At 72.7% G+C, this 12,641-nt stretch carries 11 protein-coding genes; 9 read left to right on the top strand and 2 right to left on the bottom strand.

Annotated elements, in window-relative coordinates; translation table 11 throughout:
• Nucleotides 1-57: 57 nt before the first annotated feature.
• Both MUY14_RS10240 and MUY14_RS10235 read left to right on the top strand, forming a co-directional pair.
• Nucleotides 58-1,116 carry a YeiH family protein gene (locus MUY14_RS10240; RefSeq protein WP_247022718.1) on the top strand — a complete coding sequence of 353 codons (1,059 nt, stop codon included), beginning with the start codon at nucleotides 58-60 and terminating at the stop codon, nucleotides 1,114-1,116.
• A gap of 27 nt (nucleotides 1,117-1,143) precedes the next feature.
• A complete protein-coding gene (locus tag MUY14_RS10235) occupies nucleotides 1,144-1,950 on the top strand; it encodes an adenylate/guanylate cyclase domain-containing protein (protein ID WP_315863265.1) in 807 nt (268 codons plus the stop codon).
• 1 nt (nucleotide 1,951) lies between these two features.
• Here the strand turns inward: MUY14_RS10235 and MUY14_RS10230 are convergent, their stop codons facing one another.
• Nucleotides 1,952-2,608, bottom strand: coding sequence for a TetR/AcrR family transcriptional regulator (locus tag MUY14_RS10230; RefSeq protein ID WP_247022717.1), 657 nt, complete (start codon nucleotides 2,606-2,608; stop codon nucleotides 1,952-1,954).
• A gap of 178 nt (nucleotides 2,609-2,786) precedes the next feature.
• Here MUY14_RS10230 and MUY14_RS10225 point away from each other — a divergent pair, with 178 nt between their 5' ends.
• From MUY14_RS10225 to MUY14_RS10215, 3 genes are all read left to right on the top strand, one after another.
• Nucleotides 2,787-3,638, top strand: coding sequence for a 3-hydroxybutyryl-CoA dehydrogenase (locus MUY14_RS10225; protein WP_247022716.1), 852 nt, complete (start codon nucleotides 2,787-2,789; stop codon nucleotides 3,636-3,638).
• The gene (locus tag MUY14_RS10220) at nucleotides 3,635-3,919 is read left to right on the top strand and encodes a hypothetical protein (RefSeq protein ID WP_247022715.1); all 285 of its coding nucleotides are present in this window, start codon (nucleotides 3,635-3,637) and stop codon (nucleotides 3,917-3,919) included. The genes MUY14_RS10225 and MUY14_RS10220 overlap by 4 nt, the downstream gene beginning before the upstream one ends.
• Before the next feature lie 189 nt (nucleotides 3,920-4,108).
• Nucleotides 4,109-5,260, top strand: a complete 1,152-nt coding sequence (locus tag MUY14_RS10215) for an MFS transporter (RefSeq protein WP_247022714.1) — start codon at nucleotides 4,109-4,111, stop codon at nucleotides 5,258-5,260.
• Between the two features lie 106 nt (nucleotides 5,261-5,366).
• Here the strand turns inward: MUY14_RS10215 and MUY14_RS10210 are convergent, their stop codons facing one another.
• Nucleotides 5,367-8,198, bottom strand: coding sequence for a LuxR family transcriptional regulator (locus MUY14_RS10210; protein WP_247022713.1), 2,832 nt, complete (start codon nucleotides 8,196-8,198; stop codon nucleotides 5,367-5,369).
• Between the two features lie 927 nt (nucleotides 8,199-9,125).
• Here MUY14_RS10210 and MUY14_RS10205 point away from each other — a divergent pair.
• From MUY14_RS10205 to MUY14_RS10190, 4 genes are all read left to right on the top strand, one after another.
• Complete coding sequence (locus MUY14_RS10205; protein WP_247022712.1) at nucleotides 9,126-10,070, top strand: ABC transporter substrate-binding protein; 945 nt, start codon at nucleotides 9,126-9,128, stop codon at nucleotides 10,068-10,070.
• Nucleotides 10,071-10,194: 124 nt separating this feature from the next.
• Nucleotides 10,195-10,572, top strand: a complete 378-nt coding sequence (locus tag MUY14_RS10200) for a YciI family protein (RefSeq protein WP_247022711.1) — start codon at nucleotides 10,195-10,197, stop codon at nucleotides 10,570-10,572.
• Nucleotides 10,572-11,789: an RNA polymerase sigma factor gene (locus MUY14_RS10195; RefSeq protein ID WP_247022710.1), complete on the top strand. Its 1,218-nt coding sequence runs from the start codon at nucleotides 10,572-10,574 to the stop codon at nucleotides 11,787-11,789. The genes MUY14_RS10200 and MUY14_RS10195 overlap by 1 nt, the downstream gene beginning before the upstream one ends.
• A 73-nt stretch (nucleotides 11,790-11,862) precedes the next feature.
• The gene (locus MUY14_RS10190; RefSeq protein WP_247022709.1) at nucleotides 11,863-12,627 is read left to right on the top strand and encodes a DUF1206 domain-containing protein; all 765 of its coding nucleotides are present in this window, start codon (nucleotides 11,863-11,865) and stop codon (nucleotides 12,625-12,627) included.
• The last annotated feature ends 14 nt before the right edge of the window (nucleotides 12,628-12,641 follow it).

The raw sequence follows: 12,641 nt of genomic DNA, 5'->3' as shown, positions 1-12,641 counted from the left end.
AAATGTCCGTACATCATCTAAGTTGAATGTACGTACATTTCAGCACGGAGGAAAACGGTGACCACGATCCGGAACGCCCCCGCCGCACCGCCGGCGCCCGTCCGCCCCCGGCCGGGCGTGGCACCCGGCCTGCTGGTGGCCGTCGCGGTCGCCGCGGTCGCGACGGCGCTGGGTACGCTGGTGCCGGTCGTCGGCGGCCCGGTCTTCGGCATCCTGCTCGGTGCGCTCGCCGCCGCCGTCGTGCCGCGGCTGCGCGGCGAGCGCTGGACGCCGGGCTACGGAGTCGCGTCCAAGACCGTGCTGCAGGCTTCGATCGTGGTGCTGGGTACCGGCTTGTCGCTGCGGCAGGTGCTGGCGGTCGGCGGCGGCTCGCTGCCGGTCATGCTCGGCACGCTGGCGGTCGCCCTCGGCGGCGCGTGGCTGCTCGGCCGGTGGCTCGGCGTCCGCGGCGACACGCAGACGCTGATCGGCGTCGGCACCGGGATCTGCGGCGCGTCCGCGATCGCCGCGACCACCGCGGTCCTCAAGCCGAAGCAGGCCGACGTCGCCTACGCCCTCGGCACGATCTTCACCTTCAACATCGCCGCCGTCCTGCTGTTCCCGCCGCTCGGGCACCTGCTCGGCCTGAGCCCGCACGCCTTCGGCCTCTGGGCGGGCACCGCGATCAACGACACGTCTTCGGTCGTCGCGGCCTCCTTCGCCTACGGCGACGACGCCGGGTCCTACGGCCTGGTCGTCAAGCTCACCCGCACGCTCACCCTGATCCCGATCGTCATCGTGCTGGCCGTCCTCAAGGCCCGCCGCGAAGCCCGGCAGGCCGGCCCGGGCGACACCGTCGCCGCGTTGCCCTGGCGCCGGATCGTGCCCCTGTTCCTGCTCGGTTTCCTCGCCGCGGCCGCGCTGAACAGCCTCGGCGTCATCCCCGGCTCGTGGCACCCCGCCCTCTCGGCGCTGGGCACGTTCCTCATCACGACGGCGCTGGCCGGGATCGGGCTTTCCCTGCGCCTGGCGGACATGCGGCGGGCGGGCGCCCGGCCGCTGCTGCTCGGCGGGCTGCTCTGGATCGCCGTCGCCGCGACGAGCCTCGGCCTGCAGTCCCTCACCGGCACGCTCTGAGCCGCCGCCCCCGGTAGCATTCGGCGGGTGATCGACAGCGACGGCGACCGGCCGGACCGGCCCCGGAAGGTGTCCCGCTTCGCCGACCTGCTGCGGGAGGCGGACCGGCGCCCGGGCCTGATCCGGTCCGCCCGCGCGGTGCGCCGCCTGGTGCCCGGCGACCGCGAACTCGGGGACGCGCTGTCGACGACGGCGGGTCACCCCTCCGACCGGGTCGCCCGGCTGCTCGCCGAGGCGAAGGCCGAGCAACCCAGTGCGGTGCGGGAACTCGGGCTCGCGGCCGTCCAGCTCTGGCAGGCCGTCGCCCAGGGACGGCACGGCGAGACCGGCGAGGCGACGATCGTGTTCACCGATCTGGTCGGCTTCTCCAGCTGGGCCCTCGACGTCGGCGACGCGCGGGCGCTCGAGCTGCTGCGCGCCGTTTCGACCGCGAGCGAGGCGACGATCTCGCGCCACCGCGGCCGGGTCGTCAAGGGCCTCGGCGACGGCTTGATGGCCGTCTTCGGCGAGCCGGCGGCCGCGGTCGAGGCGGCGTACGAGACGTGCGGCGCGGTCAGCGCCATCGACCTCGGCGGCTACCGCCCGCAGCTGCGGGCCGGCCTGCACACCGGACGGCCGCGCAAGGTCGGCCGCGACTACTTCGGGGTCGACGTCAACATCGCGGCCCGGATCGCCGAAGCGGCCGCCGGCGGCGAGGTCCTCATCACCGGGGACGTGCTGGCGCGCCTCGGCACCGAGCGGTTCACCGTCCGCCGTCGGCGCCGGTTCCGCGCGAAGGGCGCACCCAGCGACCTCGAGGTGTTCGCCGTCGTCCCGCGGTACGACGAGGCCTGACTCAGGAGCGGCGCGGGCCCAGCACCCGGTCGAGCTCGGGCAGCACGGCGGCCAGGTCCTTCGTCGTCCGGAAGACCACAATGGACGTTTCGCCGTCGTCCTCCGGGCGGGTGAACAGGTCGACGGTCTCCGCCATCGCCGCGTCGAACTCCGCTTCCGCGTCGTCCGACTGCCCGCGCAGCCACCGGCGCAGCACGTGGTTGTGCGTGGTCACCACCGCGCCGGCCATCAGCTCCGCGCGCAACGCCGTGTCCTCGCCGCCGCCCATCCAGTGGTGCAGGAACCCCCGGAAGAGCCGCTGGTACTGCTGCAGTCCCGAGATTTCGCGGTCCCGCAGCGCCGGCACGCTGCGCGTCAGCCGGTAGCGCGTGCGCGCCAGCTCCCCCTCGGCGAGGTAGTGCCGCAGGACCAGCCGGGTGCCTTCGGTGACCGCGAGCAGCGCGGTCGGCCCGGTCGAACCGGCCAAGCGGGCCTCGATGGCCTGGAGCAGCACTTCGTGGTCGGGGAAGATGACGTCTTCCTTCGCCCGGAAGGTGCGGAAGAACGTCGTGCGGCCGACGCCGGCGCGCTCGGTGATGTCGTCGATCGTCGTGTGGTCGTAGCCGCGCTCGGCGAACAACGCGAACGCCGCCTCGACCAGGCGTTCCTTCGCCGCCATCCGCCGCTCCTCCCGCTCGCGGCCCAGCCTAGTGCCGCGCGCCGCGGGTCGTCCGACGGTCGGGCCGAGCACCCCGATGTGGCGCGTTCGGTGGCGGTCGTCATAGCCGAGGGCCTTCAGCTACTCGTCGGTACTCAGTACCGTTCGCATGGTACCGAGTCCCAGAGAGGTGGCGGCGATGGAACGCGCGGGCGTGGTCGGGTGCGGGCAGATGGGTGCCGGGATCGCCGAGGTGTGCGCCCGGGCCGGTCTCGACGTCGTGGTCGTCGAATCGAGTCCGGACGCGGCGGCGGCCGGGCGGCACCGGCTCGAAACGTCGCTCGCACGGGCGGAGAAGAAGGGCAAGATCCCCGACGCCGCCGGGGTGCTGCAGCGGATCCGGGTCACCGAATCCCTGGACGACCTCGCCGATCGCACCTTCGTCGTGGAAGCGATCGTCGAAGACGAAGCCGTCAAGACGGAGCTGTTCGGCCGGCTCGACAAGATCGTGACCGCGCCGGACGCGGTCCTGGCGTCCAACACCTCCTCCATCCCGATCATGAAGCTGGGCACCGCCACCGAGCGGCCCGCCCAGGTCGTGGGCGTGCACTTCTTCAACCCCGTGCCGGTGCTCGCGCTGGTCGAGCTCGTGCCCAGCCTGCTCACCGCCGAAGCCACGGTCGAGCGGGCCCGGACCTTCGCCCAGGACGCGCTCGGCAAGCAGGCGATCCTCTGCCAGGACCGCGCGGGGTTCGTGGTCAACGCGCTGCTGATCCCGTTCATCCTCGCCGCGATCCGCATGTTCGAGTCCGGCTTCGCGACCCGCGAGGCCATCGACGAAGGCCTCGTCCGCGGCGCCGCGCACCCGCAGGGACCGCTGGCGCTGGCCGACCTGATCGGCCTCGACACCACCAAGGCCGTCGCCGAATCCCTCTACGAGGAGTTCAAGGAACCGCTCTACGCGCCCCCGCCGCTGCTCGCCCGGATGGTCGACGCGGGCCTGCTCGGCCGCAAGACCGGTCGCGGCTTCTACACCTACGAGCGGCCATGAGCGAGTGCTGCTGCCTGTGCGCCCCGGCCGGCCACGAGCACCACATCTGCACCGGCACCGCCGAACCCGGGCACTCGGTTCCGCTGCCGGGAAGCCCGGGCACGTTCGTCCCCGCGTGCCCGCCGTGCCACCGCGCCACGCACCCCCACCGGGGTCACCACCCGCTCCGGCGGCCCGGTGAGCAGCCACGACGCCTCGACGCCCGTGACTGGGACGCCGCCGCGCTCGCCCGGCCGGGTGAGCGGTCCGCCCGGTGGCCGAAGGCGGCCACCACGGGCTGACGGCATCGGTGCAAGAGCCGACGGGTGAGCCGTCCGGCCGTGCCGATGCACGGCCATTCGCACACCGAAACCGTTGAGGGACCGGAAAACTCGTACATCCGTCAGGTGACGGATGTCTGATCCACCGGTACCGCGAAGCATTGCTTTACGGGGCCCCGACGCTCCGACCTCGAGACCCGAGGAGGAGCGATGTTGCGTGCTACCACTACCACCGTCTCCACCGTGGTGATCTTCCTGCTGGCCATCAACCTGCGGCCGGCCGTGACGAGCCTGGGTGCGGCCCTGCCGGACATCTCGGCCGCCGGGAACATCGTCGCCGCGGTGCTCGTCGCGTTGCCGTTGTGGGCCATCGGTCTCGGCGGCTGGGCGACGCCGTGGCTGGCCAACCGGGTCGGGACGTACCGGACGGTCGCCGCGGCGCTCGGCGCGCTGGTGCTTTCGCTCGGCGGGCGGGTACTCGGGGGCTCGGCGCAGCTGCTGATCGGGACGGCGCTGACCTGCCTGTCGATCGCCGTCCTCGGGACCATCCTGCCCCTGCTGGCCCGGGGTTCCGCCGCCTTCACCTTCGGGCTCGGGCTCGGCAGCACGGCCGGCGCGCTGGTCACGCCCGCGGTGGTGCTCTCGTCGTCGTGGCAGGTCGCCCTCGGCCTGTGGGCGGGCGTGGCGCTGGTGGCCCTGTACGTGTGGCAGCGCGTCCCCGGCGAGTTCGCGGCACCGCAACCGGCCTCCGGGACGATGCCCGCGTTCGCCCTCACCATCCACTTCGGACTGATCTCGACGGTGACGTTCCTGGTCATGGGCTGGCTACCCGGCATCCTGCGCGACGCCGGGGTCCCGGCGACGACCGCGGGCGGCTGCCTGGCGCTGTCGATGGCCATGGGGCTGCCCATGATGCTGCTGGTCCCGGGCTGGACCCGCCGGTGGCGCAACCAGACGCTGCTCGTCGTCGCGCTGGCCACGCCCAACGTCATCGGGGTGACCGGGCTGCTCCTCGCCCCCGCGGCCGCACCCTGGCTGTGGGCCGCCGCGACCGGCGCGGGCATGGGGTCGCTCGCGTTCGCGCTGACGACCATCTCGTTGCGCAGCAAGGACCGTTCGCTCTCGCTGTCCGCGGTGGTCCAGGGCGTGGGGTACGTGATCGCCGGCTTCGGCGTCCTGGCCTGCGGCTGGCTGCACACCTTCACCGGCACGTGGCGGACCCCGTTGCTGCTGGTGCTGGCCGTGCTGGCCGGCCAGGTCGCGAGCGGGCACGCCGCCGTCACGCGGCGGACTTTGGCTTCGCTGGTTCCGCGTCCGCTCTTCGCGCGCCGTCAGGGGGACGCGCCGGAGGTCGGGGTCTGAACGATCGAGGAGGGTGGTTCGGACGTTCGCGAAGCCACTTCCGGCACCTCCGGCGCGCCTGCCACCAGGGCGGCGCGCCGGAGGTCGGGGGTTGACCGGGTTCGCCTCAGCCCGAGGCGGACTGGTGCCGGGCCGCTTCCCTCGCGATGTCGATGCGCGAATGCACCCCCAGCTTGTTCAGGATGTGCGACACGTGCGTGCCCACCGTCCGCGGGGACAGGTACAACCGGGCGGCGATCTGCGGGTTCGACAGGCCTTCGACCACCAGCGCCGCGATTCTCCCCTCGGTCGGGGTGAGGCTGTCCCAGCCGTGGGTGGTCTGGCGGTGCTTCACCGTCGGGCCGCGGCGGATGCCGAACGCCCGGAACAGGGCGCGCAGGCGGGCCACGTCCCACTGCGCGTCCAGCTCCGCGTACAGGTCGACCGCGTGGGTGAACGCCGCCCGTGCCGAACCGCGGTCTTCCTCGCGGGCCCTGGCGAACGCGATGGCGGCGGCCTCCAGCGCCTTCGCCCGGGACAGCGGCCGGCCCGCGTCGCGGTAGCCGTCGGCCGCGCGCAGCAACGTCGTCGCGTCTCCGTCGAGCAACCCGCGGCAGTACAACGCGAGCGCGCCGAGGTGCGGCACGGCGGATCCGGCGGCGAGCGCGCTCACCTTGGCCTCGATCTCCGTCGCGGTGCGGACGTCGCCGATCGTCGTGGCCAGCCGGGCGGCGTCGCCCAGCAGGTCCTCCCCCGCGTCCACGCCGGCCAGCACGGCCGTCAGCACGGCGAGCGCCCGCTCCGGCGCGCCGGCGTACTCGAAGGCGAGACTGCGGGCCCGCACCAGGGATTCCACCACCCGGTCGCCGATGCGTTCCCAGTACGCCGCCGCGACGTCGAGGTGCTGGCGGGCGGCGGCCGCCTCGCCGCGGTGGAAGTGGATGATCGCCGCGACGCCGTGGTCGCAGCACACCACGCTCGGGTCCTTGCGCTCGTCCGGGACGACGTCGACCTCGGCGAGCGCGTCGTCCCACCGGCCGGCCCCGAGCAGCAGCTGCCCGAGCGCGCTCTGGGCCTCGCTCAGCCGCACGACGCTGCCGGTGCGGTCGGCCAGTTCCCGCGCCTGCGCGGCGGCGGCGTGCGCCTCGGTGTAGCGGTCGAGCGCGCCGAAGGTGACCGACTGGTTGATGCGCAGCTGCAGGGTCAGGTCGATCAGCGCCGGATCGCCCCGCACGATGGCCATCGCGCGCTCGAACAGCGGCAGCGCCTCGGTCCATTCGCCGCGCACCATGGCGACCAGGCTCAGCACGTGCAGCGCCCACCCGGTCGCCCAGCGGTCCTCGACCGGGCCGAGCTCGGCCAGTGCCTCGGTCGCGACCCGGCCCGCGGTGTCGACCTCGCCGATGTAGCGGTGCGTGCGCGCGATGAGCACCAGCAACCGGGCCCGGTGCCGGGCCAGCAAGCCGGGCTGGGTCAGGGCTTCGTTCAGCTCGACGAGGAACTCGGCGGACCGGCCGGTCATCGCGCGGCACTGGACGACCGTGGTGTACAGGTCGACGCGCACGTCGGGGTCGCGCACGCGATCCAGTGCGCGGCCGGCGATCCGCTCGGCCTGCGCGACGTTGCCGACCCCGAAGTACGCGTCGGCCAGCCGGCAGGCCAGCGCGCCGGTCACGGCGTCGTCGAGCGGCGCGTCCCGCACCGCTCGACGCAGCAGCGCGACGGCGACCACCGGCGCCTGGCCGATCAGCGGCGTGGCGACGTCGAGCAGCCACCGCACGGCCCACGCGGGCACCGGCACCCGGCTGTCCGTTGTGGACACCATCGGCAGCAGCTGCCGCGCGACCCGCTCGACCGGCGCGTTCGCCTCGGCCAGTGCCCACGCGGCACCCTGGTGCCAGGCGACCCGGACCGCCGTCGGCATGTCGTCGTACAACGCTGTGCGGATCAGCGGGTGCCGGAACTCCAGGTCGTCTCCCGCGGCCACCAGCACCCCGGCGGCGCGGGCGTCGTCGAGGGCGGGCAGCAGGTCGGCGAGCGGGGTGTTCGTCACCGTCACCAGGTCCGCGACCGAGAAGCCGACGCCGAGCAGCGCCGCCGCGCGCAGCACGCCCCGCGCGGGCTCCGGGAGGAAGCCCAGCCGGTCCGCGATCGCCTCCGGCAGCGAGTCCGGTGTCGCCGCGCCGGTCAGCTCCGCGATGCCCGCGGTGTCGACCTCCAGGCACGAGCTCCTGGTCAGCGCGTCGAGGAGTTCGGTGAGGTACAACGGGTTCCCGGCGGCGCCGGCGGCCAGCCGCGCCAGGTCTTCGCCCGGTTTGCCGCCGGCCAGCTCGGCCACCAGTTCCAGCACCGCCGGTTCCGGCAACCGGCCCAGCCGCAACCGCTCGCCGGGCCCGACGATCCGGAAGAGCGTGCGCAGGTCGTCGCGGCGCGGGATCGGGCGCAGCACGCCGACCAGGAGCAGCGGGAGCTGCCGGACCGACCGGGCCAGCCTGCTCCACACCGCCACCGTCGTGCGGTCGGCCCACTGCAGCTCGTCGACGACCAGCACCGCCGGGCCGTCCTGGCACAGCTCGTCCACCAGCGCGATCAGCTGCTCGGCGGCCCGGGCGGCGAGGTCGGCGCCCTTGCCCGCGACGGCGCCGCCCCGCAGCAGCTTGGAAATGGCGACCCGGCGGGGATCCCGCGCGGCCGGGGTGATCCGCAACGCGTCCAGCAGCGGCAGCAGCGGCAGTGCCTGCCCGAGCTCGTCGCCCGCGCCCCAGTACACCTGGCAGCCCGCGTCGGTCGCGGTCACGCAAGCCGTGCGCACCAACGCGGACTTGCCGATGCCGGGCTCGCCGTCCACCAGCACGGCGTGGCCGCGCCCGGTGCCCACGTCACGGATCCAGGCGACCAGCCAGGACAGCTCACTGTCCCGACCGACCAGCAGCTCGGTACCGTCGGTGAGCGGTCGCACACGGAGATAATAAGAGGAAAACTTGTTGCCCAACAAGAGGTATGGTGGGGCGAACCCGGATCGCCCGGCCGTTAACCAAGGCTTCCCTTCCGGGCAAACATCCATTTCGATAATAATCCCGTTTCGTGATCCGAGCGTGATTCCGCTGCGCGGAAGAATGGCTTGTCCCGCCGTGCGCGGCGACGGAGATCACCGAGACGGCCGCCCGGACGGAACGCGGGAAAACGACGTTACCGCCGACGGATCCGTTCACCGACAAGAACTTCGACCGAGGGACCGCGACGCGCCGCCGGTCGTCCTGCATCCGCCCGCCCGGCGATTCGAAGATTTCGACGAGGCCGCGGTGCCCCCAAAGATCCGTACCCGCGGCACCCGGCGAGCGTTTGAACTCGACGTTGCCGGGCGGGGTCCATTCGTTGTTTTCCGCCTCGCCGGACGGCATCGGACCACGTTTTCCGCACCCGCTCCCCGGCCGCCCGCCGCGGGGTCGCCGGCCCACCGGACACCGCCGAACGCCTGCCGAGGTGTTCACGGAACGTGTTCACCCGGCAAATGCCGGACGGCGGAACCGGACCGTCCCGAATCACCGAACGCGGGACGCACCTCTCCGGAATCAGCGGGCCCACCCCCTTTCCGGCGAAACAATTCGTAGCCGACAACGACACCCCGCGGCCATGAACAAGATCTTCGATCAAGCATTCGTGCGGCCATTGTGGTGAATTCCCGTTTTCGATGTACGGCCGCGTTGTCAAGTGCCGAACGGGTGCCTACAGTGACCTGCCTGACTCCGGGGAATGATTCACACACACCCCTTGGACTCGGTACCTCACCCATGATCTCCTGTCGAGGAGCAAGGCCTTGTTCGGAATATCCAGGAGCAGAAGCCGGGTTCGCACTCGTCACGTCGCGCTCGCCGTCGCGGCCGTCATGGCCGCCGCCGGCGGCTGCGGCGCGCTCGGTGCGGAGGTCTCGAACTCCGCCTCGAGCGGCAGCGGCCTGGAAAAGCACACGCTGAAGGTCTCCATCCTGCCCACCACGGACCTCGGGCCGTTCTGGCTGGCCCAGGAGGGCGGCTACTTCCAGGCCGAGGGCCTCACCGTCGAGTCCGTGATCGCCTCGAGCGGTCAGGCGTCGCTGTCGAAAGCGATCTCCGGCGAAGCCGACATCGCGTTCTCCACCTACCCGCCGTTCTTCATCGCGCGCAGCTCCGGCTCCGCCGACATGCAGCTGGTCGCCGACGCGACGTCGGTCAACCCGAAGTCCAATGCGATCGTCACGGTCCCGAATTCCCCGGTGAAGACAATCTTCGACCTGGCGGGCAAGAAGATCGCGATCACGGCCAAGAACACCGCGTCCGATCTGCTCACCCGGTCGGTGATGCAGGACCACAACGTCGATTTCGGCAAGGTGAAATGGACGCTGGTCGCCCTGCCGAACATCGCCGCCGCGCTCCAGCAGGGCCAGGCCGACGCCGCTTACCTGCCGGAGCCCTACATCACGCAGGCCGCCAAGACGGTCGGCGCGATCCCCGTGATCGACATCAACACCGGCGCGACCCAGGACTTCCCGCTGACCGGCTACGGCGCGACGCGCAAGTGGGTGCGGGAGAACCCGAAGTCGCTGGCCGCGTTCCAGCGCGCGCTGCAGAAGGCCACCCACGAGACCCTGATCGACCGCGGCAAGGTCGAGCCGCTGCTGGTGCGGTTCGCCAAGATCGACGAGGACACCGCCAAGCTGCTCACCTTGCCGGGTTACGGCTCGGTGCTGGACTCGCGGCGGCTGCAGCGGGTGCCGGACCTGTTGCTGCAGCTCGGCGCCATTCCGTCCCCGATCGACGTGAACTCGATGATCGGACCGCAAGCCGGCAGATGACGCCCGGTGTGCCATCCTCGGCCGGGCGAGAAGTTTTTCCGGGGTCGTGTTGATCCGCGCGCCGCCCGTTCGACAAAGGGGGCGAGGGCCGAGCGGCGGCCCCGCGCCGGACGAGGAGCGCACGATGCCGAAGTACATGCTGATCATGCGGGGCACCGACGAGTCGAACGCGGCCATGATGGCCGACATCGACGAGATGATGGCCGCGAGCCGGAAGTTCATCGAGGAGCTGCTCAAGGCCGGTGTCCTGCTCGCGGCCGAAGGTCTCGACCTGCCGGGCAACGGTGTCGTGGTCGATTTCGGCGGCGAGACCCCGGTGGTCACCGACGGGCCGTACGGCGAGACGAAGGAACTGTTCGGCGGCTACTTCCTGCTCGAAGTCGCCACGAAGCAGGAGGCGGTCGAGTGGGCCACGCGGGTCCCGGCGGCCCGCGGGTCCAAGATCGAGGTCCGCCGCGTGGCCGGTAGCGACGAGACCCCCGAGACCGGCGGCGAGTCCTGATGGACGCCGCCGCCGTCGAAGCCGTCTGGCGGATCGAGTCGGCGCGGATCGTCGCCGCGCTGACCCGGTTCACCGGCGACTTCGGGCTCGCCGAAGACGCCGCGCAGGAAGCGGTGGCCGAGGCGCTGGTGTCGTGGCCGCTCAGCCCGCCGGCCAACCCGGCCGGCTGGCTGCGGGCCACGGCCCGGCGGCGGGCCATCGACGCGATCCGCCGCCGCGCCGCCCTCCAGGACCGCTACGCCCTGCTGGCGGCCGACGACGAACCCGCCGTCGAAAACGCCGACCCGGACCGGATCGACGACGACGTCCTCGCGCTGGTGTTCACCAGCTGCCACCCGGTGCTGTCCCCCGAAGCCCGGGTGGCGCTGACCCTGCGCGTGGTCGGCGGCCTGACCAGCGAGGAGATCGCCCGCGCGTTCCTCGTGCCGGTGCCGACCGTGCAGGCCCGCATCACCCGCGGCAAGAAGACGATCGCCGCGGCCGGGGTGCCGTTCGAGGTGCCGCCGGCCGAGGAGCGCAAGGCGCGGCTGGGCGGCGTGCTCAGCGTCCTCTACGTGATCTTCACCGAGGGGTCGACGGCCACGTCGGGAGACCGGCTGGTGCGCCCCGACGTCGCGTACGAGGCGATCCGGCTGGCCCGCACGCTCGCCGCGCTGCTGCCGGCCGAGCCCGAAGTGCACGGGCTGCTCGCGTTGTGCGAGCTGACGGCCGCGCGCTTCCCGGCCCGGACCGGCCCGGACGGCGAGCCGGTGCTGCTCGAGGACCAGGACCGGCGCACGTGGGACCACGCGGGGATCCACCGCGGGCTGGCCGCGCTGGCCAAGGCGGCGCCCCACGGCCTCGGCCCGTACGGCCTGCAGGCCGCGATCGCCGCGACCCACGCGACGGCGCCCTCGGTCGAGGGGACGGACTGGGAGCGGATCGTGGTGCTGTACGAGGCACTCGGCCGGGTCGCGCCCTCGCCGGTGGTGGAGCTCAACCGGGCCGTCGCGGTGGCCATGGCCACCGGTCCGGAGCCCGCACTGGCCATCGTCGACGAACTGGTCGCCACGGACCGGTTGCCCGGATCGCACCTGGTCCCGACCGTCCGCGGCGAGCTGCTGGCCCGGCTCGGGCGGCGGCCGGAAGCCCGCGCCGAACTGGAGCTGGCCGCCCGGCTGTGCACCAACCAGCGCGAACGCTCGGTGCTGCTGCGGAAGGCGGCCGCGCTGGACTGACGTCTCACGTGCTTCGCGGCATCTGTCCGGCGGAACCCTGGTCAAGCGGGCCGGGATGGACCAGGATGCGCGGGTGCCTGACATCCGAGGATTCAGCCTGTTCGCCCGAATCGGCCTCGTCTGCTACGCCATCGTGCACCTGGTCGTGGCGTGGCTGGCGGCGCAGGTGGCGCTCGGCGACAACGAAAAGGCCGACAAGGCCGGCGCGCTGCAGATCGTGGCGGCGGGCGGCGGCGCGTGGCTGCTCTGGCTGATCGCCGGCGGCACCGGGCTGCTGGCGCTGTGGCAGCTCACCGAGGCGATCACGGGCCACCGCAACGCACCCGCGCGCCGACGCCGGGTGCGGCGCGTGACCAGCGGCGTCGAGGTCGTCCTGTACGCCTTGGTCGCCTACAGCGCGGGCAAGACCGCGACCGGCGGCTCGGGCAAGGCGGGCTCGATCGTGGCCACGGCCCTGGCCGAGCCCTGGGGAGCCGCGGCGGTGATCACGGCGGGCGGCGCGGTGCTCGCGGTCGCCGCGTTCCTGGCCTACCGCGGCATCCGCAAGAAGTTCGTCCACGACCTCGATTTCGCCGGGGCATCCCCGGCCGTGAAGCGTTCGACGGTCCGCCTCGGCCAGGTCGGCTGGTGCGCGATGGCACTGGCGTACGGCACGGTCGGCGCGATGTTCGTCATCGCCGCCGTCGAGTACGACCCCGCCAAAGCCGGCGGCCTGGACCCGGCGCTGAAGACGTTGGCGGTCCAGCCCTACGGGCAGGCGATGCTGCTGGCGCTGGCCGCCGGCATCGCGGTCTTCGGGGTGTTCGCCCTGTTCGAGAGCCGCTACCGCAAGATCTGACGCGGAACCGTTGG

This window comes from Amycolatopsis sp. FBCC-B4732, assembly GCF_023008405.1.
Taxonomy (GTDB): domain Bacteria; phylum Actinomycetota; class Actinomycetes; order Mycobacteriales; family Pseudonocardiaceae; genus Amycolatopsis; species Amycolatopsis pretoriensis_A.
Note: the sequence above shows the minus strand (reverse complement) of the source record. Positions and strands in the feature narration are given on the sequence as shown.

Excerpts from the sequence above, each read along its gene's own strand:
- MUY14_RS10230 (WP_247022717.1), bottom strand. The coding sequence starts at position 2,608 with ATGGCGGCGAAGGAACGCCTGGTCGAGGCGGCGTTCGCGTTGTTCGCC.
- MUY14_RS10225 (WP_247022716.1), top strand. The coding sequence starts at position 2,787 with ATGGAACGCGCGGGCGTGGTCGGGTGCGGGCAGATGGGTGCCGGGATC.
- MUY14_RS10220 (WP_247022715.1), top strand. The coding sequence starts at position 3,635 with ATGAGCGAGTGCTGCTGCCTGTGCGCCCCGGCCGGCCACGAGCACCAC.
- MUY14_RS10215 (WP_247022714.1), top strand. The coding sequence starts at position 4,109 with ATGTTGCGTGCTACCACTACCACCGTCTCCACCGTGGTGATCTTCCTG.
- MUY14_RS10205 (WP_247022712.1), top strand. The coding sequence starts at position 9,126 with ATGGCCGCCGCCGGCGGCTGCGGCGCGCTCGGTGCGGAGGTCTCGAAC.
- MUY14_RS10200 (WP_247022711.1), top strand. The coding sequence starts at position 10,195 with ATGCCGAAGTACATGCTGATCATGCGGGGCACCGACGAGTCGAACGCG.
- MUY14_RS10195 (WP_247022710.1), top strand. The coding sequence starts at position 10,572 with ATGGACGCCGCCGCCGTCGAAGCCGTCTGGCGGATCGAGTCGGCGCGG.